Genomic DNA, 26,606 nt, shown 5'->3' with positions numbered 1-26,606 from the left:
GGTCATAGGTCACCTCTCCCACCGGCGAATCCCGCTCATGCATGCCAGCCACCCTACCCCGACCGGCGGACCCGGCTCCACCGCCGGGGCAACACAAGCCGGCGAGCGCGCGGTGGCGTGGCGGCGGCGCGGCTTCGCGCTGGGCCTCGCCGCGGCCGGCGCCGGGCTCGTCGCGCTGTTCGCCGCGACGCTGGCGCCGGGCGGCTTCGACGGGGTCGACATCGCTCTCCTGCTGGCCTTCGTGCTCTATCTGCCCTGGCCGCTGCTCGGTCTGGGCAACGCGCTGGTCGGCCTCGCGCTGATGCGGCTCTCGGCCGATCCGGTGGCGGCGGTGTGCCCGCCGGCCCGGCACGGCGCCGACACGGCCACGCCGCTGACGGCGCGCACCGCGATCCTGCTGTGCATCCGCAACGAGGACCCCGCCCGGGTGTTCGGCAATGCCCGGCAGATGCTGGCGGACCTCGCCAGCCTGCCGGAGGGCGGGCGCTTCGAGCTGCATATCCTCTCCGACACCGACGACCCCGCGCTCGCCGCGGCGGAAGAGGCCGGCGCCGCGGCGCTGGCGGCGGCGAGCCCGCTCGCCCTGCGCTACCGCCGCCGCCGCGACAATGCCGGCTTCAAGGCCGGCAATATCCGCGCGCATTGCGCCACGCTCGCCGGCATCGACTTCATCCTCGTGCTGGACGCCGACAGCCTGATGACCGGCGCCCGCATGGTGCGGATGGCGCGCGTCATGGAGGCGACGCCGCGGCTCGGCATCCTGCAGAGCCTCGCGGTGGGGCGGCCCTCGGCGAGCCCGCTGGCGCGGCTGTTCCAGTTCGGCATGCGGCTCGGCATGCGCTCCTACACGCTGGGCAGCGCCTGGTGGCAGGCCGACTGCGGCCCCTATTGGGGCCACAACGCCCTGCTGCGGCTCGCGCCCTTCCTCGCCCATTGCGACCTGCCGGAAATCGCCGGCCGTGGCCCGCTTGCCGGGCCCATCCTCTCCCACGACCAGATCGAGGCGGTGCTGATGCGCCGCGCCGGCTACGAGGTGCGGGTGGAGCCGGACGAGACCGGCAGCTTCGAGGAGAACCCGACCGAGCTGATCGAGCACATGCGCCGCGACGCCCGCTGGTGCCGGGGCAATCTGCAATATCTCGCCCTGCTCGGCCTGCCGGGGCTGCGGGCGGTGAGCCGCCTTCAACTGGTGCTGGCGGTGCTGATGTTCCTCGGCTCGCCGCTCTATCTCGCGCTGTGGACGCTGCTGCTGGTGCAGGCGCTGCGCCACGACGGGGCGGCCGGCTGGCTGGCGTCCGGCCCGGCGCTCGTCCTGCTGGGCTGCGGCTTTCTCGTGCTGTTCGCCCCGAAGATCGCCGCCGCGCTGGACGTGCTGGCCCGCCCGGCCGAGCGGGCGCGGTTCGGCGGCGCCGGGCGCTTCCTCGCCGGCTGCGCGGCGGAAACCGTGTTCGCCCTGCTGTTCACCCCCATCGCCGCCTTCGGCAACACCGTCACGCTCGGGCGGATGCTGGCCGGGCGCCGCGCCGGCTGGGGCGGGCAGGCCCGCGACAGCCACACCGTGGGCTGGCGGGAGGCATTGCGGCGCTTCTGGCCGGAGACGCTGACCGGGGCGGCGGCGGCGCTGGCGCTGGCCGCGCTCGACCCGCTGGCGCCACTTCTCGCCGCGCCGGCCTATGCCGGGCTGCTGCTCGCCGTGCCGCTGACCGTCGTCACCGCGCGGCCCGACCTCGGCGCCTTCCTGCAGCGCCGGCTGTGGTGCGCCATTCCCGAGGAGATCGCCGCCCGCGCCGCGCCCACGGCAGAGCCGCCCGCCGCTACGGGCGACCCGCTGCGGCAGGCGGCCTGACCGTCTCAAAATGTCGGCGTCGGCTGGTCGGGCGGCACGATGTCGGGCGGCGGGGTTCCCGGCGGCAGCTCCGGCGGGGTCTCGCCCGGCATGATCTCCGGCACGTCGCGATTGGGCACGATGTCGGGCGCCTGACCGGGCGGGGGCATCGGATCCTCGATCGGGGTCGGCTCCGATTCCGGGGAATCCGCCGGGGGCGGAATGTCGGGACCGGGGGTCGGGGTCTGCGGCGGGGTGGGGACGATGGCCATGGGGCGGTGCTCCGTTGCCTCGGCACGCGGGAGGGACCCGGTGCGCCGGGGTCAACGGTGCAGACCCCCGTCCGTTCCCGAGCGGAAGGTTCCATCCCGCCGGCCACGGGACGGGTTTCCCCGGCCGCCGCGACGTGGCAGCCTTTCCGCCTCGCCGGAGATTTTCCATGCCGAACCGCGCCCTTCTGCCTCGCCCGCCGGGCCGCCGCGCCGGCTTCCCCCGGAAAGACGGCCCTTCACACCGCCGGCGAGAGGAGGCGCCGCGCGCCGGGCAGACCGCGCCGCCGGCGCGGACCGGGGCGAAGGTTCGTCGCCACGACGCGGATTTCGAAGGTGGGGGAGCGAGAGGCGCGGGAACGGGCATGACAGGCGCCGGAAGCGTCGGCGGCCCCGCAACCGGCATGCGCCGGCTCGCGGTGGCGCTTCTGCTGGCGCTGCTGGCGGGCGGGCCACCCGCGCTGCTCGCCGGCGCGACGGCGGCCCGGGCGCTGGAGCCGGCCGGGCCGGACTGGCCCGACAGCCGGGCTGCCCGGCTTCAGGCGCTGGCGCTGCTGCAGGGCCTCAATGCCGACCTCCTTGCCAATGCCAGCGCCACGCTGACGCTCGACCGCTGGTGCGGCGCCCATCGCCTCGCCCCGGACGGCACCAAGATCGTCGCCGACCGCCTGCCGGATGCGGGGGACGCGCCGGGCACGGAAATCCGCGACCTGCTGAAGGTCGGCCCCGACGCGCCGGTGAATCACCGCCGCGTGCAGCTGCGCTGCGGCACGCTGGTGCTCTCGGAGGCCGACAACTGGTACCTGCCGGAGCGGCTGACGCCGGAGATGAACCGCACGCTGGAGACCACCGACACCGCCTTCGGCCGGGTGGTGGCGCCGCTCGACTTCCGCCGCCGCACCCTCTCCGCCCAGCTGCTGTGGCGGCCGCTGCCGGAGGGGTGGGAAATGGCGCCCGCAACGTCCGCGCCCGGCGGCGCGGCACCTCCCGGCGAGGCGCCCGCCGCCCCGCTCGCAGTGCCGCCCCTGGTGCTGGAACACCGAGCGGTGCTGACGACGCCCGACGGCACCCCCTTCAGCACCCTGATCGAACGCTACACCCGCGCCGTGCTGGCCTTTCCGTGGATGGGGGAGCGATAGGTCGAGACTGCCGCACGGGCGGCCTCACGCCCGCGGGGCCCGGGGCGGCCGTGGCGCGCGCCGGTCGCCCGCGCTTCTGCGGAGGCGGCGGGTCTTTCGATCCTCGCCCGTCTGGGGCTGGTGGACATCACCGAGGACCACGGCCGGCGGTTGATGGGCGGGTTGATGTGAGCGGGGCGGGATTTCGGAGCGGGGCTCTGCCGATGACGGGCGGTCGGAACGCGCGCCGCCCGCCGGCAGGCCGGGCGACACAGGGAGCCTGGAGCCGGCCTCAGGCCGCCTGTCCAACCGGGGCGTAAGGCTCGATCCTGGCGATATCATCCGCCAGCTTCGGCGCCTCGGTCTCGACGTTATAGGCCTGCTGGAGGTTGAGCCAGAAACCCGGCGTCGTCGAGAAGAAGCGGGCAAGCCGGAGCGCGGTGTCGGTCGAGATGCCAATCTCCTCGCGCGCGATACGCTCGATGCGCGTGCGCGGCAGACCAAGGGCCTTGGCGAGCTTGCCGGGGCTCATGCCGAGCGGAACGAGGTACTCTTCCCGGAGAAATTCTCCAGGATGCATGGGACGAGCGAAGTTCACAGCCACGGCGACCCTCCTTGGTCTAGTGGTAGTCGGTAATCTCAACATCCGCGGGGCCTGCCTCGGTCCAGCGGAAGCAAATGCGCCATTGATCGTTGATGCGGATCGAATGCTGGCCGGCTCTATCCCCCGAGAGGGCTTCCAGATGGTTGCCCGGCGGGGAGCGCAGATCATCCAGCACGACGGCGGCATCAACGGCACGCAGGCGGCGCTCGGCGCTTCGGAGGATATCGGCGGTGAAACCCTTCGGCGCCTTGCCGGCGATGACCGCTTCGACGAACTTGCCTTTGGTCGAAACGATCATTGCCGCCCTCGCGATGCACGTATCATATATTGATACACCGCGATGTCAACGGGATGTATCGTTTCATGATACGCAGCGCGGGGTCTGGCGCGGGTGCCGTTCCCTTGTCGGCCGTTCGCCACGCGCGCCATGCCAACCTCGCGTGAACGAATTCAGCGTCTCGAGCCGTGCAGAATTCGGGTGCGAATAATGTGCGGCGAAGACGACCGTTTTCGGCTATGCGCGGGTCTCTAAAGGATGGGCAGACGCTCGATGCCCAGCGCCTTGCTCTCACGGCAGCGGGTGCCGTCTCTGTCGTTGAGGCGACCGAGAGCGGCCTCCGCGCGGGTCGTCTCAGGCTCTGGATGGCTATCCGGCGCCTGGAGCAACGCCCCGGATTCTCTCCCAGCCCTGACACAGCAAACCCGGTTCGTTCCGCTCCAACGCATGGGGGAGAGGGTACAGGCTTCTCGCTGATGTTTCCTGGAACAACTGGTGCTGCGAGAGAGGATTGAACTCTCGACCTCTCCCTTACCAAGGGAGTGCTCTACCACTGAGCTACCGCAGCGCCGTCGGGGTGCGCTGCAGCCCCGGAGCGGGCGGACGTTTGCCACAGACGATCGGGCGGCGCAAGCGTCTGTGGCGAGAAGCCCGCACTCTATCCCCGTTCCTGTGCAGAACCTCCAGCCTCGCGCCAGCCACGGGCGGGTGTCCGCCACAACCGGCGCCCCGCCACGGCCCCATCCCCAACCCGCCGGCGGCCCCCCGGCCACCACCAACGCCGAGCAGGGTTCGCAGGGGACGGCCCGCCGCTCCCGCGGCCACCGGCGAGGTGTGCGGGCGACGCGAATCAGCCACAGATGCCGGCGAAGCTGTCGCTCCCTTCTCCAGCCCCCGCCCCGCCATGGCCGCACCCGACGACACCGATGCCGCCCGCGAACGGGCCGAGCGCCTCGCCGCCGCCCTCAGGGAAAATCTGAGGCGCCGCAAGGCGCAGGCCCGCGGCCGCTCGGTGGCGGGCGGGGCCGGGGACGGCCCGTCCCCTCCCCCCGCACCGCCGCCCGGCCGGGCCGACGTGGATTGAACGCGCGACGCGTTGTCTCGCCCGCCCGCACGCGCTAGACGAACATGCTGCCGCGGCGCCGGCCGTGCATCATCCCAGCCGCCCCGCGGGCGGCTGGGTCCGCCGATCTTCAGGAGGCAACGAGCCACATGGACCGCATCCGCATCGTCGGCGGCAATCCGCTCAACGGGACCATCGCCATCTCCGGCGCCAAGAACGCCGCGCTGCCGCTGATGATCGCCGGCCTGCTCACCGACGAGAAGCTGGTGCTGGAGAATGTGCCCCGGCTCGCCGACGTCGCCCAGCTCCAGCGCATCCTCGGCAATCACGGCATCGACATCACGGTGAACGGCAAGCGGCGCGGCGACGACGCCTATGCCGGCCAGACCATGGAGATCGACGCCCGCGTCATCGTCGACACCACCGCGCCCTATGAGCTGGTCTCGAAGATGCGCGCCAGCTTCTGGGTCATCGGGCCGCTGCTCGCCCGCATGGGCGAGGCGCGGGTCTCGCTGCCCGGCGGCTGCGCCATCGGCACCCGGCCGGTGGATTTCCACCTCGACGCGTTGCGGGCGCTCGGCGCCGAGATCGAGATCGACGGCGGCTATGTCGTCGCCCGCGCCCCGACGGGGCTGAAGGGCGCCCGCATCGTCTTCCCCAAGGTGTCGGTCGGCGCCACCCACACCGCGATCATGGCGGCCAGCCTCGCCCACGGCGAAACCGTCATCGAGAACGCCGCCCGCGAGCCGGAGATCGTCGACCTCGCCGACTGCATCAACGCCATGGGCGGGCGGGTCGAGGGCCAGGGCACCGCCACCATCCGCATCACCGGCGTGCCGCGGCTGAAGGGCGCCCGCCACACCGTGCTGCCGGACCGCATCGAGACCGGCACCTACGCCATGGCGGTGGCGATGACCGGGGGCGAGGTGATGCTCGCGGGGGCGCGCGGCGACCTCCTGTCCAGCGCGCTCGACACGCTGCGCGCGGCCGGCGCCGAGGTCACCGTCTCCAATGAGGGGCTGAAGGTGAAGCGCAACGGCCACGGCATCTTCCCGGTGGAGGTGACGACCGAGCCCTTCCCCGGCTTTCCCACCGACCTGCAGGCCCAGCTCATGGCGCTGACCACCCGCGCCGCCGGCACCTCCCGCATCACCGAGACCATCTTCGAGAACCGCTTCATGCACGTGCAGGAGCTGGCCCGCTTCGGCGCCCGCATCCAGCTCGACGGGCAGATCGCGACCATCGAGGGGGTGGAGCGGCTCAAGGGCGCGCCGGTGATGGCGACCGACCTGCGCGCCTCGGTCTCGCTGGTGATCGGGGCCTTGGCGGCCGAGGGCGAGAGCATGATCCACCGGGTCTACCATCTCGACCGCGGCTTCGAGCGGCTGGAGGAAAAGCTCTCCGCCTGCGGCGCCGAGATCGAGCGCATAGCCGGCTGACGGCGCCTCGACGGGCGGGCCCGTACGCGGTGGCGCGCGTCGCACGGGCCGGCCGTGCGCAGCCCTCCCGTTGCACCCACCTCCTCTCGCACCCGCCTCCCCTTGCGCCAGCGGCCGGGCAACGCCATCTGCGAGCCACAGACGAGGACTGTGCAACCGGACCGAGAGGCGGAATCATGGGTGGGCTTAAGCTGATCGCGCTCGACGTCGAGGACCTCGCGGTCATCTCCGCGCATCTGCAGGATGCGGTGGTGCGGGTCGGCGACATGGCCTTCCTGCCCCGCGAGCACCGCTTCGCCCTGCTGACCAACCGGTTCGACTGGGAGGCGGCGGTGACGGCGGAGGCCGCCACGCCCGCAGCGGCCTTCGCCCCTTCACCTGTTATGGCCGGCTTCGCCCCGGCCGCGGCGCCCGCCGCAAGGGGCCGCCGGAAGCCCGCCCGCGTCGCCGGGCCCTGCCTGCGCCGCCGCGCCGGCATGCATTTCGAGCGGGTGCTGAACGCCCGGGTGCGCGGCATCGACCTCACCGACAAGGAAGCGGTGCTGAACCTGCTGGCCCTGACCTTCGAGGAGACCGAATCCCCCTCGGGCACGGTGACCTTCCTGTTCTCCGGCGGCGGCGAGGTTCAGCTCACGGTGGAATGCCTCGAATCCTGCCTCCAGGATCTCGGCCCGGCGTGGGACGCCGCCGGGGTGCCCTGCCACGACGCCAGCGCCTGACACCATCGCACCCGCCCGGTCTCGGGCCGCACCCGGCGCCACGGCCCTGCGGCGCCCGGGCTCTTGTGTTCCGTGGTATCGGTTGCGATAGGTCGCGGGGCCGGCGACGCCGCCGGCCGCATCCGCAGGAACACACCATGCCGCTTCGCCTCGACACCCGCGCGCCGGACTTCGCCAGCGCCTTCCGCGCCTTCCTCGCCACCAAGCGCGAAGTCTCGCAGGACGTCGCCGAGGCGGTGGCCGCGATCGTCGAGGACGTGCGCAATCGCGGCGACGCGGCGCTGGTCGAGCTCTCCCGCCGCTTCGACCGGGTCGATCTCGGCGCGCTCGGCATCCGGGTGAGCGCGGCGGAGATCGAGGCGGCGGTGGCCGGCGCCGATCCCGCGACGGTTGAGGCCCTCGCCCTCGCCCATGAGCGCATCCGCGCCCACCATGCCCGCCAGCTTCCCGAGGACGGGCGCTACACCGACGCGCTGGGGGTCGAGCTCGGCCACCGCTGGACCCCGGTGGACGCGGTCGGGCTCTATGTGCCGGGCGGCACCGCCGCCTATCCCTCCTCGGTGCTGATGAACGCGGTGCCGGCCAAGGTGGCCGGCGTCGGCCGCCTCGCCATGGTGGTGCCGGCCCCGGACGGGGTGCTGAACCCGCTGGTGCTGGCCGCCGCGCGGCTCGCCGGCGTCGACGAGATCTACCGCATCGGCGGGGCGCAGGCGGTCGCCGCGCTCGCCTATGGCACTGAGACCATTCCCCCGGTCGCCAAGATCGTCGGCCCCGGCAACGCCTATGTCGCCGCCGCCAAGCGCCACGTCTTCGGCACGGTGGGCATCGACATGATCGCCGGCCCCTCCGAGGTGCTGGTGGTGGCCGACGGGGCGCAGAACCCGGACTGGATCGCCGCCGACCTGCTGGCGCAGGCCGAGCACGACACCGCCGCCCAGTCCATCCTCATGACCGACGACGACGCGCTCGCCGAGGCGGTGATCGCCGCCGTCGAGCGCCAGCTCGCCACCCTGCCGCGCGCGGAGATCGCCGGCGCGAGCTGGCGGGACTTCGGCGCCGTCATCCGCCTCGCCTCGCTGGACGAGGCGCCGGCGCTGGTCGACCGGGTCGCCCCCGAGCATCTCGAGATCATGGCCGCCGACGCCGAGGCGCTGGCGGCGCGCATCCGCCATGCCGGCGCGATCTTCCTCGGCGGCTACACGCCGGAAGCGATCGGCGACTATGTCGGCGGCTCCAACCATGTGCTGCCGACCGCGCGCTCGGCCCGGTTTTCCTCCGGCCTCAACGTGCTGGACTTCATGAAGCGCACCTCGATCCTGAAATGCGGCCCGGAGCAGCTGCGCGCGCTCGGCCCCGCCGCCATCGCCATCGGCACGGCGGAGGGGCTGCACGCCCATGCCCGCTCCGTCGCCATCCGCCTCAACCTCTGACGCGCCGGGGCCGCTGCCGCCATGGCCGAGCCGGAGGCCGATTCCCCGCCCGATCCCCACGCCGCCACCCGGCGGCTGGTGGCGGTGCGGCTGGATTCCTCCTCCATCGGCCGCGCCTCCCGCGACATCGAGCATGAGCGGGCGGTGGCGATCCACGACCTGCTGGAGGAGAACAGCTTCTGCCCCGTCGGCGACCCGGAGCCGGGGCCCTATGACCTGATGGTGAGCCTCGCCGACAACCGGCTGGTGCTGGACATCGCCCGGCCCGACGGCAGCCCGGTGGTGTCGCACCACCTCTCGCTCACCCCGCTGCGCAAGGTGGTGAAGGATTATTTCCTGGTCTGCGAGAGCTACTACGCCGCCATCCGCACCGCCAGCCGGGCGCAGATCGAGGCGATCGACATGGGCCGGCGCGGCCTGCACAACGAGGGCTCGGAACTGCTGCGGGCCCGGCTGAAGGACAAGGTGCAGCTCGATTTTGGCACCGCCCGCCGCATCTTCACCCTCGTCTGCGCCCTCCACTGGAAGGGGTGAGATGGAACGCCCGCTGCCCGGCCCGGGACCCGCGCCGCCGCGCACCGCGCGGCCGCAATCGGTGCTCTTCATGTGCGGGCAGAACTGCGTGCGCTCGCCCATGGCGGCGGCGCTGGCGAAGCACCTGTTCGGCCGCTCGCTCTATGTCGGCTCGGCCGGGGTGATGAAGGGCGAGAACGACCCCTTCGTCGCCGCGGCGCTGGACGAGATCGGGCTCGACATCCACCGCCACCGCCCCCGCACGCTGGAGGAGCTGGAGGAGGACGAGGGCCTCGGCTTCGACCTCGTCATCACCCTCTCGCCCGACGCCCATCACCGCGCGCTGGAACTGACCCGGGCCAACGCCATCGGGGTCGAATACTGGCCGACCGCCGACCCCACGCTCGCCTCCGGCAATCGCGAGCAACGGATGGACGCCTACCGCGCGGTGCGTGACGAGCTGGAAACGCGCATCCGCGCCCGTTTCCGCAGTTGAGAGCGCTTCCGCGCGCAGCGCGCCGGGCGGGCGCATCCGCCCGCCGGGCGCCCTTCGCCCGCCGCGAACGGACCCGCCGCCCGTTCACAGCGCCGGCGGTTTCAAGTAGCGTGCGCGCCCTGCCCTGCCCGCCCCCGGCGGCGCCACGAGGAGATTTCAGCACGTGAACGGCCATCCCACTCTGGTGCTGGCGTCGGGATCGCCGCGCCGGCTGGCATTGCTGGCGCAGATCGGTCTCGAACCCGACGCGCTGCTGCCGGCGGACATCGACGAGACGCCCGAGCGCGGCGAACTGCCGAGGCGGCTCGCCCTGCGCCTCGCCGAGGCCAAGGCCGTGACCGCCCGCGCCCGCGCCGACAAGGCCGGCACCCATGCCGGCGCCTATCTGCTCGCCGCCGACACCGTGGTTTCGGTGGGCCGGCGCATCCTGCCCAAGCCGGAGCTTTCCGACGAGGCGGAGGATTGCCTGCGCCTTCTGTCCGGCCGGGCCCACCGGGTCCACACCGGGATCGCGCTGGTGACCCCGAAGGGCGCGGTGCGCACCCGGATCGTCGAAAGCCGGGTGCGCTTCAAGCGGCTGGGACGGGAGGAGATCGGCGCCTATCTCGATTCCGGCGAATGGCGCGGCAAGGCGGGCGGCTACGCCATACAGGGCATCGCCGGCCTGTTCGCGGTGAAGCTGGTGGGTTCCTATTCCAATGTCGTCGGGCTGCCGCTGGCCGAGACCGCGGCGCTGCTGGTCGGCGAAGGCTACCCGCTGCACGCGCGCTGGAGCACCGGCGCATGAGCGGGGCAGACAAGGCCGGCACCCCGCCGTCGCCGCCGGAAAAGCCCTGCCCGATCTGCGGGCGGCCGGCGAGCGCGGCCTATCGCCCGTTCTGCTCCAGCCGCTGCGCCGACATCGACCTGCACCGCTGGCTCTCCGGCTCCTACGCGATTCCCGCGAGCGAGGAGGACGACGAGGACGGCGACGCCCCGCTGGCGCCGCGCCCGCCCCGCGAGGGCTGAGCGGGTCCGACCGGATACGAACGCGCCCGAGCCGGATGGCCCGGCCCTCCCTCCGCTTCGGCGCGGGACAGCCGATGATTTCCACAGGCAGGCATATGGACAGCCGGAAGCCGAGCCACTATAACCCGCCCCGCTCAGCCGGTCATGACCCGGCCGCAGCGCCCAGGTAGCTCAGTTGGTAGAGCATGCGACTGAAAATCGCAGTGTCGGCGGTTCGACTCCGTCCCTGGGCACCATTTTTTAAGGAAATGATAACGTTAGGCCCGTCGAGCTGACGGTGCGGAGTGCGCTGCGCGCCTTGGGTTGCGCCAGGGCGTCGGGTTCGGCTTTGATGATCATGATCGTCCCTCCTTTGCAGTGCGTGGAGACGCGGGCGATCGGCTGTGCCGCTGGCAGCCTCGGATATGCCGCCCGCCTCTAGCGCGTCTTTATTGGCTTCATAAAGATTTTCCCATGGATCCAACGGAGTTCGTTACATCCCTCGACATCCGCACGCTCTTCCGCTTGATGTTCTTGGCAGATGTCGCGGTCTGCCTTCTTCTGCTGAGCTATCGCGAGGAGGCCGGGAAAGCTGCGGCGATCCGCTTTTTTGTGATGGCGCGCAGCCTGCACGGCGCGGCATGCTTACTGATCAGCTTCCGCGGAGAGACGCCGCTCTGGCTGTCGCCCTATATGTCCAACATCATGGCCTTCGCCGGCCTCGCGCTTGAGGTCGCAACCGTCGCTCGCCTGCGTCGACCCGGATGGCTGATGCTGATCATACCCGGTGCCATTGCCGTGGCCGGTTCCCTGCTTTTCATCTTCGTCGCTCGGACAGGAGCCGATTTCGTGGGGATTTCCAGCACGACGATTGGCCTGTTGTTCACGTCCGGTGCCGTCGCGCTGATGAGCGCCGGCGGGCGCAGTCGCCTAGTCTGGCTTATCGTTGCGATGTATCTGGCGGTAGGTCTGTTCAGCCTTATACGTGGCTATGGAGGGCTGCTCGCCGGCATGTCGGTCGACAACAAGACCGCGATACAAATGTCGGCGCTGGTCGTCTCCTACATGTACTGCGTCGGAGGCGGCGTCGGGTTCCTGCTGATGCTGAAGGAAGATGACGACGATCGGCTTCGCCGGGACGCGATGACGGACTCCCTCACCGGCCTTCTCAATCACCGCGCGTTCTTCGACGCCGCCCGCGACCGGCTCGGTCAAACCGTGCTGTCGGAGCAGCCCATCTCGATGCTGTTCCTCGACCTCGACCACTTCAAAGCGGTGAACGACACCTATGGTCATCAGGCCGGCGACGAAGTGTTGCGCGGCGTCACGGCTGCCATCGCCGCAAACCTCGACGCGAACTCCCTGCTCGGCCGGGTGGGAGGCGAGGAATTCGCCGTGCTGTTGTCCGGCGGCCCGGCCGAGGCCCAAACAGCCGCCGAGAGACTTCGGGGTGCCGTGACCACCGTCCGTCTGGCGGATCATCCGCAGTTCTCATGTACGGTAAGCATCGGCGGTACGGTTTCCGCTCCTCATATGGAGAAAGACCTCCAGGCCATTGTGCGCCGGTGTGATCTTGCTCTCTACGAAGCGAAGAGGGCCGGTCGGGATCAGGCCATTTTTCACTGAACGGCGCCGCATCAGGACTTGTGCGCGTGCGTCACGGATGCGTCCTGTTCGCTCATGAAGCCGCCTGGTGAACCGCCGCGCGGGCGCGGCGCCGTCAGGCCTTGTGCAGGCTCTCCGCCCGCAGCAGGCTCTCGGTCAGCCGTACCCAGTAGGAGGCACCGACCGGCAGGAGCGCGTCGTTGAAATCGTAGCCGGCATTGTGGAGGCCGATGCCCTCGCCGCTGCCCAGCCAGAGATAGGCGCCGGGCCGCGCCTCCAGCATGTAGGCGAAGTCTTCCGATGCCATGGAGGAGGCGGGGTCAGGGATGACGTCGCCATCCGCCACCTCGCCGGCCGCCGCCAGCGCCAGCGCGGTCTCCTCCGCGCTGTTGACCGTGGGGGGGTAGCGGTAATCGTACCAGACCCGGCCTTCCGCGCCGTGGGCGAGGCAGATGCCCTGGGTGATCGCGCGAAGCCGCGCCTCCACCAGCGCCCGCACCTCGGGGCGGAAGCAGCGCACCGTGCCGCGCAGCACCGCCTCGCCGGGAATGATGTTCCAGGCGTCGCCGGCATGGATCTGGGTGACGCTCACCACCGCCGAATCCTGCGGATCGACCGTTCGGCTGGCGATGGACTGCAGCGCCGACACCAGTTCCGCCGCGACGAGGATGGGGTCGATGCCGAGATGCGGCATGGCGCCATGGGCGCCGCGGCCGGTAAGGGTGATCTCGAACACGTCGGACGCCGCCAGCATCGGCCCCGGCTTGCCGGAGAAGCTGCCGAAGCGCTGGCCCGGCCAGTTGTGCAGGCCGAACACCTGCTGCATCGGAAAGCGCTCGAACAGCCCCTGTTCCACCATCACCTTGCCGCCGCCGGCCATCTCCTCCGCCGGCTGGAAGATGAAATGCACCGTGCCGGCGAAGTTGCGGGTCCGGGCGAGGTGGCGGGCGGCGCCGAGCAGCATGACCATGTGCCCGTCATGGCCGCAGGCGTGCATCTTGCCCGGCACCGTGGAGCGGTACGGCAGATTGGTGGTTTCCTCGATGTCCAGCGCGTCCATGTCGGCCCGCAGCCCGATCGCCGGGCCCTCGCCCCGGCCGTGCAGCGTGGCGACGATGCCGGTGCCGGCGAGGCCGGTGACATGGGGAATGCCGAAGCTCTCCAGCTTCTCCGCGATGAAGGCGGCGGTGCGGTGCTCCTCGAAGGCGGTTTCCGGCATGGCATGCAGCGCACGCCGCCATTCGGTCATCTCGCGCTGGCGTTCCACGATCTCGTCGACGAGGGGCACGGCTTTTCTCCTGGGTTCGGCAAAGACACGCGCGGGTGGCGCGGACGGACGGGACCGGACGACATCGGGCGCCTGCGGCCGACGGGCCGCCGCCGACTGTGCCGGGCGGGCGCCGCCCTTTCAACCCGGCCCGGCGGGGACGGGCGGCCGGGACGGCGCCACGAGATGGAGCGGCCCCTCAGGTTAGGGGGCCCGGCGGGCAGGCGAGCTCGGCCAGCGCCGACGCGAGGTCGACGCGCGGCCGGTAGCCGAGCAGCGCCGCGGCGCGGGACAGGTCGAGCGGCCCGACCGCGCCGTCATCGTGCCGGCCGCGGCTGGCGATCACCGTCAGCGGCGGCACCCCGACCGGCGCCAGCAGCAGGCGCACCACCTCCTCCTCCGAGAGATAGGTGCCGCCGGTGATGTTGACCGGGGTGAAGCCGGGCCGCACCGCGTCGACCGCCCGCACGACCGCGCGGACGACGTCCTGCACATGGACGAACTGGCGCATGTTGGAGCGGGCGTCGGTGACCTCGATGGGCACGCCGCGGCGCGCCGCCTCCAGCGTCTGCGAGACGAGATAGGGCGTCACCCGGCCGGGGCCGAACACCGAGGAAATCCGCAGCGCCAGCGTGGCGATGCCGTGGCTTTCGGCATAGGCGCGCAGCACGCTCTCGGCGGCGAGCTTGCTGGCGCCATAGGCGTCGGCGGCGCCGAGCGGGGCGTCCTCGCCCACGGGGTCGCGGGTCGGCGCGGGGGCATAGACCGCGTTTGAGGACAGAAACACCAGCCGCGACACCCCGGCCCGCCGCATGGCCTCCGCCACATTGAGCGTGCCCGCGACATTGACGTCGAACATCCGCGCGGGATCATCGGTCGCCAGCATGGCGCCGGAAATGGCGCCGCCATGCACCACCAGTTCCGGCCGCTGCGCCGCCAGCAGCGCCACCACGGCGGCGCGGTCGCGCAGGTCGAGCGGCACCGCGTCCGGGTCGGCGGCGAGATCGCTGCCCGACACCTCGTGGCCCGCCGCGCGCAGCCCGGCGAGGACGGCCCGGCCGATGAAGCCATTGGCGCCGGTGAGATGGATGCGGCTGATCGGGGGGCTCATGGCGCGGGGTGCTCCCGGCGCCAGTGGGCGGCGACCTCGGCGCCGGTGCAGATCCACACATCGGGAAAGCGCGCGACATGGTCGAGAAAGCGCATCAGCCCGGTGATGCGGCCCGGCCGGCCGATCAGCCGGTCGTGCAGCGCCAGCGACATCAGCCGGGGCGAGACGGCGCCCTCGGCATACATCACGTCGAAGCAGTCGCACATGTAGCGGGCGAAATCGTCGCCGGAGGAAAAGCCGCTGTTCTCGTTGAAGCGGTTGTCGTTGGTCTCGAAGGAATAGGGCACCACCAGATGCGGGCGGCCCGCCACCTCGACCCAATAGGGCAGCTCGTCGTTCAATGCGTCGCGGTCATAGGCGATGCCGCCGTGCTCCACCAGCAGACGGCGGGTCTGGGCGCTCGGCCGGCCGGTCATCCAGCCGATGGGGCGCACGCCGGTGACCCGCTCCAGCGTGTCGAGGGCGAGCCGGACATGCGCCCGCTCCTCGGCTTCCGGCATCACCTGATAGTCGAGCCAGCGATAGCCGTGGGAGACCAGCTCATGGCCCTCCGCGACGAAGGCGCGGGCAAGGTCGGGATTGGCCTCGGCGGCGGCGGCCACCGCCAGCAGGCTGACCTTGATGCCCCGCTCGCGGAACAGCCGCAGCAGCCGCCAGCCGCCGACGCGCGAGCCGTATTCGAACACGCTCTCCACCAGCGGGCTGCGCAGCCCGGCCAGCGCCGGCTGGCCGATATCGTTGAGCACGCTCTCGGATTCGCCGTCGCCGGCCAGAATCGAGCGCTCGCCGCCGCCTTCGAAATTCACGTTGATGTTGAGCGCGATCCGCGCCCCGTCCGGCCAGTTGGCGTGCGGGGGAAACGCGCCGTACCCCCGGAAATCGCGTGGCGACATGCAGCATCCTCTCGCCGGGCGCCCCGAGCGGCGCCCATCCCCATTCATGCAAGCCAGTTGCATAACATGCAATCGGCGTGTTAGCCACGAGATGGTTTCGGGCGGAGGCACGATGATGCGGATGCGGGACGGCGCGAGCTATGTGCGGAGCCTGCGGGACGGCCGGCGGGTGCTGCTGGACGGCGAACCGGTCGAGGACGTGACGACCCACCCGGCGTTCCGCAACGCGGTCGCCTCCTTCGCCCGGCTCTACGACCATCAGGCCGACCCGGCCAATACCGGGCGCGTGACCTTCCCGGTCGGGGATGCCCGCGTGCATCTCGCCTGGTCGCTGCCGCGCTCGCATGCCGAACTCGTGGCGCGCCGCCACGCCATTGCCGAATGGTCGGCGCTCCATCTCGGCTTTCTCGGCCGCTCGCCGGATCACCTCGCCACCACGCTGAGCGGCATCATGATCGGGCTGCCGGTGCTGCGCGGCTTCGATGCCGCCCGGGCCGACGCCTTCGCCGCCTATTTCGAGCATGTGCGCGCGAACGACCTGTTCGTCACCTATGTCATCCAGAACCCGCAGGCCAACAAGGCGAAGGGCGCCTCCGAACAGGCGCGGGACGTGGTGGCGCATCTGGTGTCGCAGGACGCCGACGGCATCGTGGTGAGCGGCGCCAAGATGCTGGGCACCAGCGCGGTGATGGCGGACGAGATTTTCGTCGGTACCATCCAGCCGCTGCGGCCCGGCGAGGAGCGCTATGCGCTGAGCTTCGCCGTGCCGGTGAACCACCCCGGCGTCTCGCTGCTGTCGCGCCGCTCCTATGAACAGCACGCCGCCTCGGCGTTCGACCAGCCGCTCGCCAGCCGCTTCGACGAAAACGACGCGGTCGTCTTCTTCGACGAGGTCCGCGTGCCGTGGAGCCGGGTCTTCGTCTGCGGCAGCATCGAGGCCGCGGCGGCGCAGTGGCACGGCACCCCTGCCCATGTGATGCAGAACTACCAGTCGCAGATCCGGCTGATGGTGAAGATGCGCTTTCTCGCCGGCCTCGCCCGCCGCATCGCCGAGATCAACGGCTCCCTCGACATTCCCCAGATCCGCGGCGTGCTGGGCCGGCTGGCGGCGCAGGCTTCGCTGGTCGAGGGCATGGTGGCGGGCATGGAGGCGGAGGGCCGCCACGTCGGCGACTATTTCGTGCCGTCGGCCCACCTGCTCTACGCCGCGCAGACCCTGACCCAGGAGCTCTACCCCCAGTTCGTGCTGGCGGTGCGCGATCTCGCCGGGGGCGGGGTGATCATGCTGCCCTCCTCCGAGCGCGACCTCACCAGCCCGCACACCCGCGCGCTGGTCGAGGCGACACAAATCTCCTCGGTCGCCGAGCCGGTGGAGCGGGTGCGGCTGTTCAAGCTCGCCTGGGACGCGCTCGGCTCGGAATACGCCTCGCGGCACCTGCAGTACGAGATGTTCTACGGCGGCGCGTCCTATGTGAACCACGCCCACATGTTCCGCACCTTCGACTGGGCCGGGGCGCGGCGGCTGCTCGACGCGGCGCTGGCGCCGGCGGCGGGGTGAGGCTGACCGATCCGCTCACGACGGCGGCAGCCGGGTTTTCGCCAGCGCCCCGGCGCAGGAGGCGAGCAGGCCGCGCGTCAGCCGCGTCAGTTCGCCGAGGTCGTGCGGGCCCAGCGAGCTGAACAGCACGTCGTTGACGCTCACCTGCAGCGGCGCGATGTCGTGCAGCAGCGCCCGTGCCCGCGCGGTCAGCAGCAGCATCACCCGGCGGCGGTCGACCTTGTCGGGGCGCTTCTCCAGCAGGCCCAGCGCCACCAGCCGCCGGGTCTCGGTGACGACGAAGGGCACGCTCACGCGCAGCCGCTCGGCGAGGTCGCCCACGGTGACGTCGGCCACGGTGACGTCGGCCCCGAGCTGCGAGAGCGTCATCAGGATGTTGTACTGCGGCGGGGTGACGCCCATGGCCCGGGCGATGCCCTCGCGGATTTCCTGAAGCCGGGCGGAGAAATCGACGAGATCGCGCACCAGCTCGCGGAAGCGCAGGTCGCTGCCGTCCGGCAGAAGCTCCGGCCGGGAGGTGGTCAAGGGCGGAGCGGCGGCCGGTCGCGCGCCGGGCTGCCCGGGCGAGGCCGGCACGGCCGGCGCCTCGGCCTCCCGATCCGCCGACGCTCCCGGCGGGCGCCCGGCCCCCTTGTCGCTTCGCATGCCTCGCCCCTCTCCACCTTCGGCCGCCGCGGGCGGCTTCCATGTCCTTGTTCCGCCCGGCGGAATCACCCGATCGGCAGGAAAGCGGCCCGGTGCCGTGAACGGAAGCGCTTTCGGAGAACGCCCGCCGCCCGAGCCGGATGGGTATGACCCACGCCGCCCTCCGCGCAAGCCCGTACCCTGCCCGTTTGGAAGGCAGCCTGCCCATATTTCGATAATTGACATAGCTAAGTTACTTATCAATTATCCCGGCATCAACCTCGGTGAAGGCACGCAATCATGTCGAAATCCGCCGAAAGCCATCTGCGCAGCCTCGATGACGGGCGCTGCGTGCTCATTGACGGCGCGCGGGTGGGGAACGTGGCGGACCACCCCGCTTTCCGCAACGCGGCGCGCTCGGTCGCGGCGCTGTATGATTTTCAGGCCCGGCCGGAAAACCGGGAGAAGATGACCATTGCGGCCGGCAACGGTGCCCGCGTGAGCCGCACCTGGCACCTGCCGACCTCTTATGACGAGCTTGTGCTGCGCCGCGAGGCGCTGGTCGCCTGGGCGGAGCTGCACCATGGCTTCATGGGCCGCTCGCCCGACCATGTCGGCTCGACGCTGGCCGGCATGTATATGGGCCTCGACGTCTACGAGGGACATCCGGGCGGGCGGCCCGGCGCGGTGAGCGACTATTTCCACTACGCCCGCGACCGCGACCTCTATCTCTCCTATGTCATCATCGACCCGCAGGGCGACCGCTCCCGCGCCACCAGCGCCGAAGGCAATGCCGACCTCGCCGTCGCCATCGTCGACGAGGATGCCGGCGGCATCACCGTGCGCGGCTCCAAGATGCTCGGCACCGGCGCGGTGCTCTCCAACGAGGTGCTGGTCACCACGCTGCGCCCGCTCCGGGAGGACGAGGGACGCTACGCCTTCACCGCCGCCGTGCCGATGAACCTTGCCGGCATGAAGCTGCTCTCCCGCCGCTCCTATGAAGGCGCCGCGACCTCCGGCTTCGACTACCCGCTCTCCAGCCGGTTCGACGAGAACGACGCGCTGCTCTATTTCGACGAGGTGAAGATCCCGTGGGATCGCCTCTTCGTGCACCGCGATCCCAAGGCGCAGCTCGCGCAGTGGCACGAGACGCCGGCCCATGCCTACCAGAACTATCAGGCCGAGATCCGCCTGCTGGTGAAGCTGCGCTTCATGGTCGGGCTGGCGCGCAAGATCGCCGAGACCATCGGCACGATCCACTTTCCCCAGGTCCGCGAGACGCTGGGCGAACTCGCCGGGCATGTCGGCATGATCGAGGCCTTCGTCTACGGCATGGAAGCCAAGGGCCGCCATCGCGGCCCCTATTTCCTGCCCGATGCCGGCCTGATCTACGCCGCTCAGGTGCAGTCGCAGTTGCTCTACCCCAAGATCATCCACTTCCTGCGCGAGCTTTCCGGCGGCGGCATGCTGATGCTGCCGTCCAGCGTCGCCGATTTCGACCATCCCGAGATCGCCCCGCTGATCCGGCGCACCCAGTATTCGCCGAGCCTGTCGGCGCAGGAGCGGGTGAAGCTGTTCAAGCTGGCCTGGGACGCGGTGGGCTCGGAATTCGCCTCCCGCCATGCCCAGTACGAGATGTTCTATTCCGGGCCCCGCACCGTGACCACCGGCATGGCCTACCGCACCTTCGACTGGGCGGCGGCGACCGGCGCCGTGGACAGGATGCTCGCCAGCTACCCCACGCCGGACATCGCGGCGCCGGAGCCGGCCCCGCCCGATCTCGCGTCGCCGGACGCACCCACGCTCTCCCCGCAGACGCTCTGAGGATTCCCATGCAGGATCTCGTCATCGAAGGTATCACCGTCGCTCCCGGCCAGCGCGTGCGCGCGTCGCTGCCGGCGCTGGAGCTGGCGGACGGCACGGTGGTGAACCTGCCGCTGCTCCTCATCAACGGGGTGCGCCCCGGCCCCCGGCTCTATATCGGCGCCGGCATCCATGGCGACGAGGTCAACAGCATCGCGCTGGTGACGCGGGCGCTGGCCACGGTCGACCCGCAGGAGCTTTCCGGCAGCATCGTGTGCGTGCCGGTGCAGCAGCCGCTGGCGCTGCAGGCCGACCACCGCCTGCCGCTGGCGCAGTTCCTGAAATCGCCGCTCGATCAGGTGCCGGCCGACGCCTGGACCTGCTTTCCCGGCGCGGCGGACGGCAACATCGCGCAGGTGATGGCGGCGACGCTGTTCCGCCTCATCACCCGCTGCGACTATGCGCTCGACGTGCACACCCCGACCCGGGGCGGGCGCTATGTCCCCATCGCCATTCTGCCCCACCGCTCGCTCGGGCCTTCCGCGGCCAGGGCGGAGGAGATGGCGCAGGCGCTCGGCACCGGCTGGATCATGCGCGGCGAGCACGGCATGTACATCGCCGACGGCATCCTCTGCGTGGAGGCGACGCGGGCCGGGGTGCCGTGCTTCACCTTCGAGATCGGCGAGGGCGGCCGGCTGGAGGCCGCCTCGGTGGAAACCGGGGCGCGCTGCGTGCTGAACCTGCTGCGCGGGCTCGGCATGGTGGCGGGCGCGCCGGAGGCGCCGGCGCAGAGCCATGTGATGCGGGACTTTCTCGGCATCCGCGCCACCCATGGCGGGCTGCTCCTCACCGAGGTCGAGCTCGGCGCCGCCGTCACCCGCGGCCAGGTGCTGTGCCGGATCCTCGACGTCTATGGCGAGGAGGTCGAAGTGGTGCGCGCACCGGAGGACGGCCTGTTCGTCCGCGCCACCACGCTCAGCACCGTCTCGCGGGGCGAGCGGGTGGCGACGCTCGGGCTGCTGTGAACCGCGCCATCGGCTCGCGGTGGCGCGCAGGCGGGCGGCGTGACCGATGCGGTGGGCAGAAAAGCGGCAGGCGGCGGGGAGCGACCCCGCCGGACCCGGCAAATGCCGCCGCCGGACTTGGCACCGGATTTGCTTTCCTTGCACCATATGCAAGAGAACTTGCATTGAGATAAATGCCATTGCTGCCCTGCCCCAGTAGGTACAGCGGCTTGCCTCAGCGACAACAACGGAGTCGGGAAATGCGCGTTCGCCTATCCTTCACGTTCGCAGCCGCAATCGCCGCGAGCCTGCTGCTCGTCGATGCCGCCTCGGCCATGGACCCGGCCTGCGAGCCGGCCAAGCTGGCGACCAAATATCCCGGACTGGTCGGCAAGACCGTCAAGTTCGGCGCCGACCCGCAGACCCCGCCCTATGTCTCGCGCGACGCCGTCGACTTCAACAAGGTCACCGGCATCGCCGTCGACATGGCCAAGGAAGTGATGGACTGCGCCGGCGCGAAGTACGAATTCGTGCTGGGCGCCTGGTCGGGCATCCTGCCGGCGGTCATTTCCGGCCAGATGGACGCGATGTGGGACGACCTCTACTACAAGCCCGACCGCGCCAAGAACATCGACTTCGTCATGTATATGGGCGCGGGCACCGGCGCGCTGGTGCCGGCCGGCAACCCGAAGAAGGTTGGCTCGCTCGGCGATTTCTGCGGCAAGACCGTCGCCTACGGCATCGGCAGCATCGAGGAGGCCGCCACGCTGAAGCAGCAGGAAACCTGCAAGGCGGAGGGCAAGCCGGCCATCACCACCATGCCGTTCCAGGATCTGGCGGCCGGCCTGCGCCTGCTGGAGAGCGACCGCACCGACATCCTGCTGTGGGACCTCGGCTATATCGACTTCATGGCCGCCGCCAACCCCACCAAGTACAGCCGCGCCTTTTCCATCGTGAGCGGCTTCCAGATCGGCGTCGGCGTCAAGAAGGGCAATGACGACCTCGTCAAGGCCATCTATGACGGCATCAAGATCATGCAGGCCAACGGCACGCAGAAGAAGATCTTCGCCAAGTACAACACCGATCCGGCGCTGCAGATTCCGGTCGAAATCCGGACCAAGTAACCGCCGGCGCCGTTCCGGCCGCCTTCATCGCCGCAGGCCCGGGCGCCCCCCGCCCGGGCCTGCGGCAGCGCGGCGGTGCGCGATGCCGCCTTTTCCAACCGCGGAACATACGGCATGAGACGATCTGCAAGCGCCCTCCCTGCACGCGCCCTCATTGTTCGTGCCCGCGCCACCCGCACGGGCGACCGTCCCGCCCCGGCGCGGCCGTCGGGCCTTGCGCCGGTTGCCGGGGTGGCGCTGGCAGCCCTGTCGCTGCTCACCGGCACCCGCCCGGTGCTGGCGCAGGCGCCGTCGGGCGCGAGCATCGAGGACATGGCGAGCGGGCTCAGCGCCGTCGATCCCTATGCCCACATGGCGTTCGGCTGGTTCTGGGAATTCCTGTCCTACTGCGTCTCCAGCTTCCTGTGGGAGGGCGCCTGGGTCGCGGTGCAGATCACCGCCATCTCGATGACGCTCGGCCTCATGCTGGGCCTGGTGCTGGCGCTGATGCGGCTGTCCGGGCTGGCGCTGCTGCGGGGGGTATCGTGGTTCTACATCTGGATCACGCGCGGCACGCCGCAGCTGCTGCAGCTCGTCTTCATCTTCAACGCGCTGCCCTTCGTCGGGCTGAAGTTCGACAGCTTCACCACCGCCGTCATCGGCTTCTCCCTCAATCAGGCCGCCTTCAGCGCGGAGATCATCCGCGGCGGCATCCTGTCGGTGAACCGCAACCAGGCGGTGGCCGCGACCTCGCTCGGCATGGGCCCGTTCCTGGCGCTGCGCCGCATCATCCTGCCGCAGGCGATGCGCGCCATCCTGCCCGGCGTCGGCAACGACACCATCAGCATGCTCAAGCTGACCTCGATCGCCTCGATCGTGTTCGTCAACGAGCTGACCTTCCGCTCCCAGCAGATCGTCGGGCAGAATAACAAGTTCTTCACCGTCTTCGCCGCCACCTCGCTCATCTACCTCATTCTGGTGAGCCTCATCTCGGTGGCGCAGGGCTGGGCGGAGCGGCGCTTCGACCTCGAGAAGGACACGCGCACCGACACCGGCCTTTCCCGCCTGCTCGGCTTCCGGCTCAAGCCGGCGGCGGAACCGGCGCCCGCGCCGGTCGCGGTCGACGGGCCGGCGGCCGAGCCCATCCCGGCGGCCCGCGCCGACGACCTGTTCAGCACGCTGGTGAACGCCGATGCCGACCCCGTGCCGCGCGGCGAGCCGCTGGTGGTCTGCCGCAACGTGCAGAAGGAATACGGGTCCAACAAGGTGCTGAACGGCATCGACCTCACGGTGAACCGCGGCGAGGTGGTGGTGCTGCTCGGGCCCAGCGGCTCGGGCAAGAGCACCTTCCTGCGCACCATCAACCACCTCGAATCGGTGGACTGGGGCAGCATCACCGTGGGCGGCGCGTTCGTCGGCTACCAGATGGCGCCCGGCGGCCAGCCCCGCCCCACCGGACGGCTGGCCAAGGCCCGCGCCGATGCGCGCATCTCCATGGTGTTCCAGCACTTCAACCTGTTCAACCATCTCACCGCGCTGGAAAACGTGATGGAGGCCCCGGTGCGGGTGTTCGGCGTCAAGCCGGAGGTCGCCCGCGCGCTCGCCACCCGGCTGCTCGGCGAGGTCGGCTTGCAGAACCACGTCAACCACCTGCCGCACCGCCTCTCCGGCGGGCAGCAGCAGCGCGTCGCCATCGCCCGGGCGCTGGCCATCTCGCCGCGGCTGATGCTGTTCGACGAGCCGACCTCGGCGCTCGACCCCGAGCTGGTCGGCGAGGTGCTCGGCGTCATGCGCAAGCTGGCCGATGCCGGCATGACGATGATCGTCGTCACCCATGAAATCCGCTTCGCCCGCGATGTCGCCGACCGCGTCGTCTTCATGGATGGCGGCGTGGTGGTGGAACAGGGTCCGCCCGAGCAGGTGATCGACAACCCGACCCATGAGCGCACGCAGCGCTTCCTGCGGGCGGTCAACCACGCATGAGCGGGCCGCGGCGCGCCGGCCGGCCGGGCCGCGGCTCAGAAGGTGGGCGGGGTGTTGATCCAGATGACGCGGCAGTTCTCCTCGCCGGCGGCGCGGTAGCTGTGGGTCCGGTCGGACAGGAAGAAGAAGCTGTGGCCGGTCGGCACCCGGTACTGCTCGCCCTCGACGATCAGCTCCAGCTCGCCGGTGAGGACATAGCCGACCTCCTCGCCGGCGTGCTGGAACGGGCCGCACATCGGCCCCCGCGCCGGCATCTCCAGCAGCAGCCCCTCGAGCTGACGGTGCGGGGCGAAGGGGGTGAGGATCTCCGCGGTGCTGCCGTCGCCCTCCTCGGCGGCGTCGCGGGTGTAGCGGGGCCGGTCGTTCGGCCCGTAGATCGTGCAGATCTCGTCTTCCTTGGGATCGAGCAGGGCGGCGACATTGACGTTCAGCGCCTTGCACAGCCGGTGCAGGGTGCTGAGCGAGGGGACCACCAGCGAGTTCTCGATGCGCGAGAGCAGGCTTTCGGAACAGCCGGCCGCCGCCGCGAGGTCCTTCAGCCGCAGCCGGTGCATCCGGCGCAGATAGCGCACGCGCGGCCCGACCGCGGGCAGGCCGTCATCACTGCCGATCTCGAGATTCGCCATCGTCCCCCTGCCCGGTTTCCGCCCGCGCCCGGCGCGGCGGCTTCGGATACGTGCGGTCAGGGCCGGCCCTGAGGCACGCATCGACCTCCTTACCAGAACCCTCGATGGTTGTGCAAAACGCAAGTCCAAATCGCATCCTGCAAGGATGTAAAATTTATTGCATTATATGCAAGTCACTTGCATAACAGGCGGGACGGCCGAGGGAGAGGATCAATCATGCGGATGTCGATCGATGTGGGGGGCACGTTCACCGACCTGATGGTCGATGTTCCCGGCCATGCCGCGACCATGTTCAAGTCGCCCACCACCTATCCCGACCCGATCGGCGGGATATTGGGCGCCATCGAGCTGGCGGCGGCGGCGCGGGGGGTCGCCGTGCCCGACCTGCTGGCCGAGACGGAGATCCTGTTTCACTCCACCACCCGCGCCATCAATGCCGTCGTCACCGGCAAGGCGGCCCGCACCGCGCTGCTCGTCACCGAGGGTCACCCCGACATCCTGCTGATCCGCGAGGGCGGCCGCACCGATCCCTTCAACTACCGCACCCCCTACCCCGCGCCCTATGTGCCGCGTTCGCTGACCTTCGAGGTTCCCGAGCGCGTCTGGGCCGACGGCCGCGTCCACCGCCCCCTCGACGAGGAGGCCACCCTCGCCATCCTCGAGAACCTCAAGGCCCGGCAGGTGGAGGCGGTGGCGGTCTCGCTGATCTGGTCGATCGTCAATCCCGCGCACGAGCTGCGTCTGGCAGAGCTGCTGGAACAGCATCTGCCGGGCGTTCCCTACACCCTGTCGCACAAGCTCAACCCGACGGTGCGGGAATATCGCCGCACCTCCTCCTGCGCCATCGACGCCTCGCTCAAGCCGATCATGAGCGACTATCTCCGCACCCTGAAGCAGCGGCTGGAAGAGCGCGGCCTCAGGGGCCAGATCTTCGCCGTCACCTCGCAGGGCGGGCTGGTCGACGTCGCCGACCTCGCCGAGCGCCCGATCCTCGCCCTCAACTCCGGCCCCGCCATGGCGCCGGTCGCCGGGCGGCATTTCGCCGGGATCGAGGGCGCCTCCACCGCGATCGTCACCGATGCCGGCGGCACCACCTATGACGTCTCGCTGGTCAAGGACGGCGCCCTGCCGTGGACCCGCGAAACCTGGCTGGGACCGATCTACCAGGGCAACCTCACCGGCTTTCCCTCGGTCGACGTGAAGAGCGTCGGCGCCGGCGGCGGCAGCATCGCCCGGGTCGACAGCGCCGGCCTGCTCCAGGTCGGCCCGGAAAGCGCCGGCTCGACCCCCGGGCCGGTGTGCTATGGCCGCGGCGGCACCCGCCCCACCGTCACCGACGCGGCGGTGGTGCTCGGCTATATCGACCCCGCCTTCTTCCTCGGCGGCCAGATGAGCCTGGCGCTGGAGGCCGCGCGCGAGGCGATCCGCCGCGACGTCGCCGCCCCGCTCGGCCTTTCCGTGGAGAACGCGGCGCTCGCCATCCTCGACCTCACCACCGAGGGCATGGTGAACGCCATCGAGGACATCACCGTGAAGCAGGGCATCGACCCGCAGGACACGGTGATGATCGGGGGCGGCGGCGCCGCCGGCATCAACGCCGTGCTGATCGCCCGCCGGCTGCGCTGCGACACCATCGTGTTCCCCGATGTCGGCGCGGCGCTGAGCGCGGCGGGCGCGATGATGTCGGAGCTGACGACGGAATATTCGAGCATCGGCTTCATGAAGACCACCGCCTTCGACCGCGACCGCGCCAACGCACTTCTCGCGGAGCTGGTGGGCCGGGCGCAGGCCTTCTTCGACAAGGCCGGCCCCGCCGCGCGCGACCGGCGGATCGACCTGTCGATCGAGGCCCGCTACCCCTCGCAGGTCTGGGAGATCGAGGTGCCGCTGCGCGGCGCGCGATTCGACACCGAGGACGACGTCGCCGCCCTGATCGCCGATTTCCATGCCCGCCACACCGACCTGTTCTCCTTCCGCGACGACGGCGACGCGGTGGAGATCATGAGCTGGCGCGCCCTTGCCCGCTGCCGGCTGTCCGATCCCACCTCCATCCGCCTCGGCGACGAGGCGCAGGCGGCCGGGGCGGTGTCGCACCGCCCGATGTTCTTCCGCGAGACCGGCCTCGTCGAGGCCCCGGCCTACCGGCTGGAGCACCTGCCGGAGAACACCGAGCTGCACGGGCCGGCCATCGTAGACAGCAACTTCACCACCATCGTCATCAACCCCGGCGCCCGCGCGGTGCGGCGGCCGGGCGGCCATCTCGTCGTCCACAGCGCGGCGTAGGAGCAG

At 70.7% G+C, this 26,606-nt stretch carries 24 protein-coding genes and 2 tRNA genes; 17 read left to right on the top strand and 9 right to left on the bottom strand.

Features of this window, described 5'->3' with window-relative positions; all coding sequences use genetic code 11:
• Positions 1-37 precede the first annotated feature (37 nt).
• Positions 38-1,846 (top strand): glucans biosynthesis glucosyltransferase MdoH, encoded by a 1,809-nt coding sequence (gene mdoH / locus KHC27_RS09600; protein WP_213338342.1) that lies wholly within the window; start codon positions 38-40, stop codon positions 1,844-1,846.
• 5 nt (positions 1,847-1,851) lie between these two features.
• Here mdoH and KHC27_RS09595 read toward each other — a convergent pair whose 3' ends face one another.
• Positions 1,852-2,097: a hypothetical protein gene (locus KHC27_RS09595; protein ID WP_213338341.1), complete on the bottom strand. Its 246-nt coding sequence runs from the start codon at positions 2,095-2,097 to the stop codon at positions 1,852-1,854.
• 362 nt (positions 2,098-2,459) lie between these two features.
• Between KHC27_RS09595 and KHC27_RS09590 the strand changes: the two genes are divergently transcribed.
• Positions 2,460-3,233, top strand: coding sequence for a hypothetical protein (locus tag KHC27_RS09590; RefSeq protein ID WP_425514870.1), 774 nt, complete (start codon positions 2,460-2,462; stop codon positions 3,231-3,233).
• A gap of 271 nt (positions 3,234-3,504) precedes the next feature.
• On the opposite strand, the gene KHC27_RS09585 is transcribed toward KHC27_RS09590, so the two are convergent.
• From KHC27_RS09585 to KHC27_RS09575, 3 genes are all read right to left on the bottom strand, one after another.
• On the bottom strand, positions 3,505-3,792 hold the full coding sequence (locus KHC27_RS09585; protein WP_246519826.1) for a HigA family addiction module antitoxin: 288 nt from the start codon (positions 3,790-3,792) through the stop codon (positions 3,505-3,507).
• Between the two features lie 40 nt (positions 3,793-3,832).
• Entirely contained in the window at positions 3,833-4,114 is a 282-nt protein-coding gene (locus KHC27_RS09580) for a type II toxin-antitoxin system RelE/ParE family toxin (protein WP_213338339.1), read from the bottom strand.
• A 472-nt stretch (positions 4,115-4,586) separates the two neighbouring features.
• Positions 4,587-4,661: transfer RNA gene (locus tag KHC27_RS09575), tRNA-Thr, on the bottom strand.
• Positions 4,662-5,305: 644 nt separating this feature from the next.
• Here KHC27_RS09575 and murA point away from each other — a divergent pair.
• The 9 genes from murA (at position 5,306) to KHC27_RS09530 (ending at position 12,366) form a co-directional block, all read left to right on the top strand.
• Positions 5,306-6,595, top strand: a complete 1,290-nt coding sequence (gene murA / locus KHC27_RS09570) for a UDP-N-acetylglucosamine 1-carboxyvinyltransferase (RefSeq protein ID WP_213338338.1) — start codon at positions 5,306-5,308, stop codon at positions 6,593-6,595.
• A 176-nt stretch (positions 6,596-6,771) separates the two neighbouring features.
• Complete coding sequence (locus KHC27_RS09565) at positions 6,772-7,314, top strand: DUF2948 family protein (RefSeq protein ID WP_213338337.1); 543 nt, start codon at positions 6,772-6,774, stop codon at positions 7,312-7,314.
• 137 nt (positions 7,315-7,451) lie between these two features.
• A complete protein-coding gene (gene hisD / locus KHC27_RS09560) occupies positions 7,452-8,744 on the top strand; it encodes a histidinol dehydrogenase (protein WP_213338336.1) in 1,293 nt (430 codons plus the stop codon).
• 21 nt (positions 8,745-8,765) lie between these two features.
• On the top strand, positions 8,766-9,278 hold the full coding sequence (locus tag KHC27_RS09555) for a UPF0262 family protein (RefSeq protein WP_213338335.1): 513 nt from the start codon (positions 8,766-8,768) through the stop codon (positions 9,276-9,278).
• A 1-nt stretch (position 9,279) separates the two neighbouring features.
• A complete protein-coding gene (locus KHC27_RS09550) occupies positions 9,280-9,753 on the top strand; it encodes an arsenate-mycothiol transferase ArsC (protein WP_213338332.1) in 474 nt (157 codons plus the stop codon).
• Between the two features lie 163 nt (positions 9,754-9,916).
• Complete coding sequence (locus KHC27_RS09545; RefSeq protein ID WP_213338330.1) at positions 9,917-10,540, top strand: Maf-like protein; 624 nt, start codon at positions 9,917-9,919, stop codon at positions 10,538-10,540.
• Positions 10,537-10,761, top strand: a complete 225-nt coding sequence (gene yacG / locus KHC27_RS09540) for a DNA gyrase inhibitor YacG (protein WP_213338328.1) — start codon at positions 10,537-10,539, stop codon at positions 10,759-10,761. The genes KHC27_RS09545 and yacG overlap by 4 nt, the downstream gene beginning before the upstream one ends.
• 160 nt (positions 10,762-10,921) lie before the next feature.
• A tRNA-Phe gene (locus tag KHC27_RS09535) sits at positions 10,922-10,997 on the top strand.
• A 217-nt stretch (positions 10,998-11,214) separates the two neighbouring features.
• Positions 11,215-12,366, top strand: a complete 1,152-nt coding sequence (locus KHC27_RS09530; protein WP_213338326.1) for a GGDEF domain-containing protein — start codon at positions 11,215-11,217, stop codon at positions 12,364-12,366.
• A 94-nt stretch (positions 12,367-12,460) separates the two neighbouring features.
• Here KHC27_RS09530 and KHC27_RS09525 read toward each other — a convergent pair whose 3' ends face one another.
• From KHC27_RS09525 to KHC27_RS09515, 3 genes are all read right to left on the bottom strand, one after another.
• Positions 12,461-13,633 (bottom strand): M20 aminoacylase family protein, encoded by a 1,173-nt coding sequence (locus tag KHC27_RS09525; protein WP_213338324.1) that lies wholly within the window; start codon positions 13,631-13,633, stop codon positions 12,461-12,463.
• Between the two features lie 178 nt (positions 13,634-13,811).
• Positions 13,812-14,723 carry an NAD-dependent epimerase/dehydratase family protein gene (locus KHC27_RS09520; protein ID WP_213338322.1) on the bottom strand — a complete coding sequence of 304 codons (912 nt, stop codon included), beginning with the start codon at positions 14,721-14,723 and terminating at the stop codon, positions 13,812-13,814.
• Complete coding sequence (locus tag KHC27_RS09515) at positions 14,720-15,616, bottom strand: polysaccharide deacetylase family protein (protein ID WP_213338320.1); 897 nt, start codon at positions 15,614-15,616, stop codon at positions 14,720-14,722. Before KHC27_RS09515 ends, KHC27_RS09520 begins: the two co-directional genes overlap by 4 nt.
• A 112-nt stretch (positions 15,617-15,728) precedes the next feature.
• On the opposite strand from KHC27_RS09515, the gene KHC27_RS09510 reads away from it, so the two are divergent.
• Positions 15,729-17,174, top strand: coding sequence for a 4-hydroxyphenylacetate 3-hydroxylase family protein (locus KHC27_RS09510; protein ID WP_246519793.1), 1,446 nt, complete (start codon positions 15,729-15,731; stop codon positions 17,172-17,174).
• A 15-nt stretch (positions 17,175-17,189) separates the two neighbouring features.
• On the opposite strand, the gene KHC27_RS09505 is transcribed toward KHC27_RS09510, so the two are convergent.
• A complete protein-coding gene (locus tag KHC27_RS09505) occupies positions 17,190-17,819 on the bottom strand; it encodes a MarR family winged helix-turn-helix transcriptional regulator (RefSeq protein ID WP_213338317.1) in 630 nt (209 codons plus the stop codon).
• 279 nt (positions 17,820-18,098) lie between these two features.
• On the opposite strand from KHC27_RS09505, the gene KHC27_RS09500 reads away from it, so the two are divergent.
• The 4 genes from KHC27_RS09500 to KHC27_RS21885 all read left to right on the top strand — a co-directional run bounded on the left by KHC27_RS09500 (position 18,099) and on the right by KHC27_RS21885 (position 23,691).
• The gene (locus KHC27_RS09500; protein WP_213338315.1) at positions 18,099-19,622 is read left to right on the top strand and encodes a 4-hydroxyphenylacetate 3-hydroxylase family protein; all 1,524 of its coding nucleotides are present in this window, start codon (positions 18,099-18,101) and stop codon (positions 19,620-19,622) included.
• An 8-nt stretch (positions 19,623-19,630) separates the two neighbouring features.
• Positions 19,631-20,626, top strand: a complete 996-nt coding sequence (locus KHC27_RS09495) for a succinylglutamate desuccinylase/aspartoacylase family protein (RefSeq protein ID WP_213338313.1) — start codon at positions 19,631-19,633, stop codon at positions 20,624-20,626.
• 239 nt (positions 20,627-20,865) lie between these two features.
• A complete protein-coding gene (locus KHC27_RS09490; protein WP_213338311.1) occupies positions 20,866-21,729 on the top strand; it encodes an ABC transporter substrate-binding protein in 864 nt (287 codons plus the stop codon).
• A gap of 114 nt (positions 21,730-21,843) precedes the next feature.
• Positions 21,844-23,691, top strand: coding sequence for an amino acid ABC transporter permease/ATP-binding protein (locus KHC27_RS21885; RefSeq protein WP_281417023.1), 1,848 nt, complete (start codon positions 21,844-21,846; stop codon positions 23,689-23,691).
• A gap of 35 nt (positions 23,692-23,726) precedes the next feature.
• Here KHC27_RS21885 and KHC27_RS09480 read toward each other — a convergent pair whose 3' ends face one another.
• Positions 23,727-24,317, bottom strand: coding sequence for a cupin domain-containing protein (locus KHC27_RS09480; RefSeq protein ID WP_213338309.1), 591 nt, complete (start codon positions 24,315-24,317; stop codon positions 23,727-23,729).
• 216 nt (positions 24,318-24,533) lie between these two features.
• Here KHC27_RS09480 and KHC27_RS09475 point away from each other — a divergent pair, with 216 nt between their 5' ends.
• A complete protein-coding gene (locus KHC27_RS09475) occupies positions 24,534-26,600 on the top strand; it encodes a hydantoinase/oxoprolinase family protein (protein ID WP_213338307.1) in 2,067 nt (688 codons plus the stop codon).
• The last annotated feature ends 6 nt before the right edge of the window (positions 26,601-26,606 follow it).

It is taken from the genome of Ancylobacter lacus (assembly GCF_018390635.1).
GTDB classification, from domain to species: Bacteria; Pseudomonadota; Alphaproteobacteria; order Rhizobiales; family Xanthobacteraceae; genus Ancylobacter; species Ancylobacter lacus.
This window is presented reverse-complemented; position numbering and strand designations above follow the sequence as displayed.

Coding starts and splice junctions, on each gene's coding strand:
- KHC27_RS09520 (WP_213338322.1), bottom strand. CDS start 14,723: ATGAGCCCCCCGATCAGCCGCATCCATCTCACCGGCGCCAATGGCTTC.
- yacG (WP_213338328.1), top strand. CDS start 10,537: ATGAGCGGGGCAGACAAGGCCGGCACCCCGCCGTCGCCGCCGGAAAAG.
- murA (WP_213338338.1), top strand. CDS start 5,306: ATGGACCGCATCCGCATCGTCGGCGGCAATCCGCTCAACGGGACCATC.
- hisD (WP_213338336.1), top strand. CDS start 7,452: ATGCCGCTTCGCCTCGACACCCGCGCGCCGGACTTCGCCAGCGCCTTC.
- KHC27_RS09510 (WP_246519793.1), top strand. CDS start 15,729: ATGATGCGGATGCGGGACGGCGCGAGCTATGTGCGGAGCCTGCGGGAC.
- KHC27_RS09475 (WP_213338307.1), top strand. CDS start 24,534: ATGCGGATGTCGATCGATGTGGGGGGCACGTTCACCGACCTGATGGTC.
- KHC27_RS09565 (WP_213338337.1), top strand. CDS start 6,772: ATGGGTGGGCTTAAGCTGATCGCGCTCGACGTCGAGGACCTCGCGGTC.
- KHC27_RS09505 (WP_213338317.1), bottom strand. CDS start 17,819: ATGCGAAGCGACAAGGGGGCCGGGCGCCCGCCGGGAGCGTCGGCGGAT.
- KHC27_RS09515 (WP_213338320.1), bottom strand. CDS start 15,616: ATGTCGCCACGCGATTTCCGGGGGTACGGCGCGTTTCCCCCGCACGCC.
- mdoH (WP_213338342.1), top strand. CDS start 38: ATGCATGCCAGCCACCCTACCCCGACCGGCGGACCCGGCTCCACCGCC.
- KHC27_RS09495 (WP_213338313.1), top strand. CDS start 19,631: ATGCAGGATCTCGTCATCGAAGGTATCACCGTCGCTCCCGGCCAGCGC.
- KHC27_RS09490 (WP_213338311.1), top strand. CDS start 20,866: ATGCGCGTTCGCCTATCCTTCACGTTCGCAGCCGCAATCGCCGCGAGC.
- KHC27_RS09580 (WP_213338339.1), bottom strand. CDS start 4,114: ATGATCGTTTCGACCAAAGGCAAGTTCGTCGAAGCGGTCATCGCCGGC.
- KHC27_RS09550 (WP_213338332.1), top strand. CDS start 9,280: ATGGAACGCCCGCTGCCCGGCCCGGGACCCGCGCCGCCGCGCACCGCG.
- KHC27_RS09585 (WP_246519826.1), bottom strand. CDS start 3,792: ATGCATCCTGGAGAATTTCTCCGGGAAGAGTACCTCGTTCCGCTCGGC.
- KHC27_RS09530 (WP_213338326.1), top strand. CDS start 11,215: ATGGATCCAACGGAGTTCGTTACATCCCTCGACATCCGCACGCTCTTC.
- KHC27_RS09480 (WP_213338309.1), bottom strand. CDS start 24,317: ATGGCGAATCTCGAGATCGGCAGTGATGACGGCCTGCCCGCGGTCGGG.
- KHC27_RS09555 (WP_213338335.1), top strand. CDS start 8,766: ATGGCCGAGCCGGAGGCCGATTCCCCGCCCGATCCCCACGCCGCCACC.
- KHC27_RS09500 (WP_213338315.1), top strand. CDS start 18,099: ATGTCGAAATCCGCCGAAAGCCATCTGCGCAGCCTCGATGACGGGCGC.
- KHC27_RS09595 (WP_213338341.1), bottom strand. CDS start 2,097: ATGGCCATCGTCCCCACCCCGCCGCAGACCCCGACCCCCGGTCCCGAC.
- KHC27_RS09590 (WP_425514870.1), top strand. CDS start 2,460: ATGACAGGCGCCGGAAGCGTCGGCGGCCCCGCAACCGGCATGCGCCGG.
- KHC27_RS21885 (WP_281417023.1), top strand. CDS start 21,844: ATGAGACGATCTGCAAGCGCCCTCCCTGCACGCGCCCTCATTGTTCGT.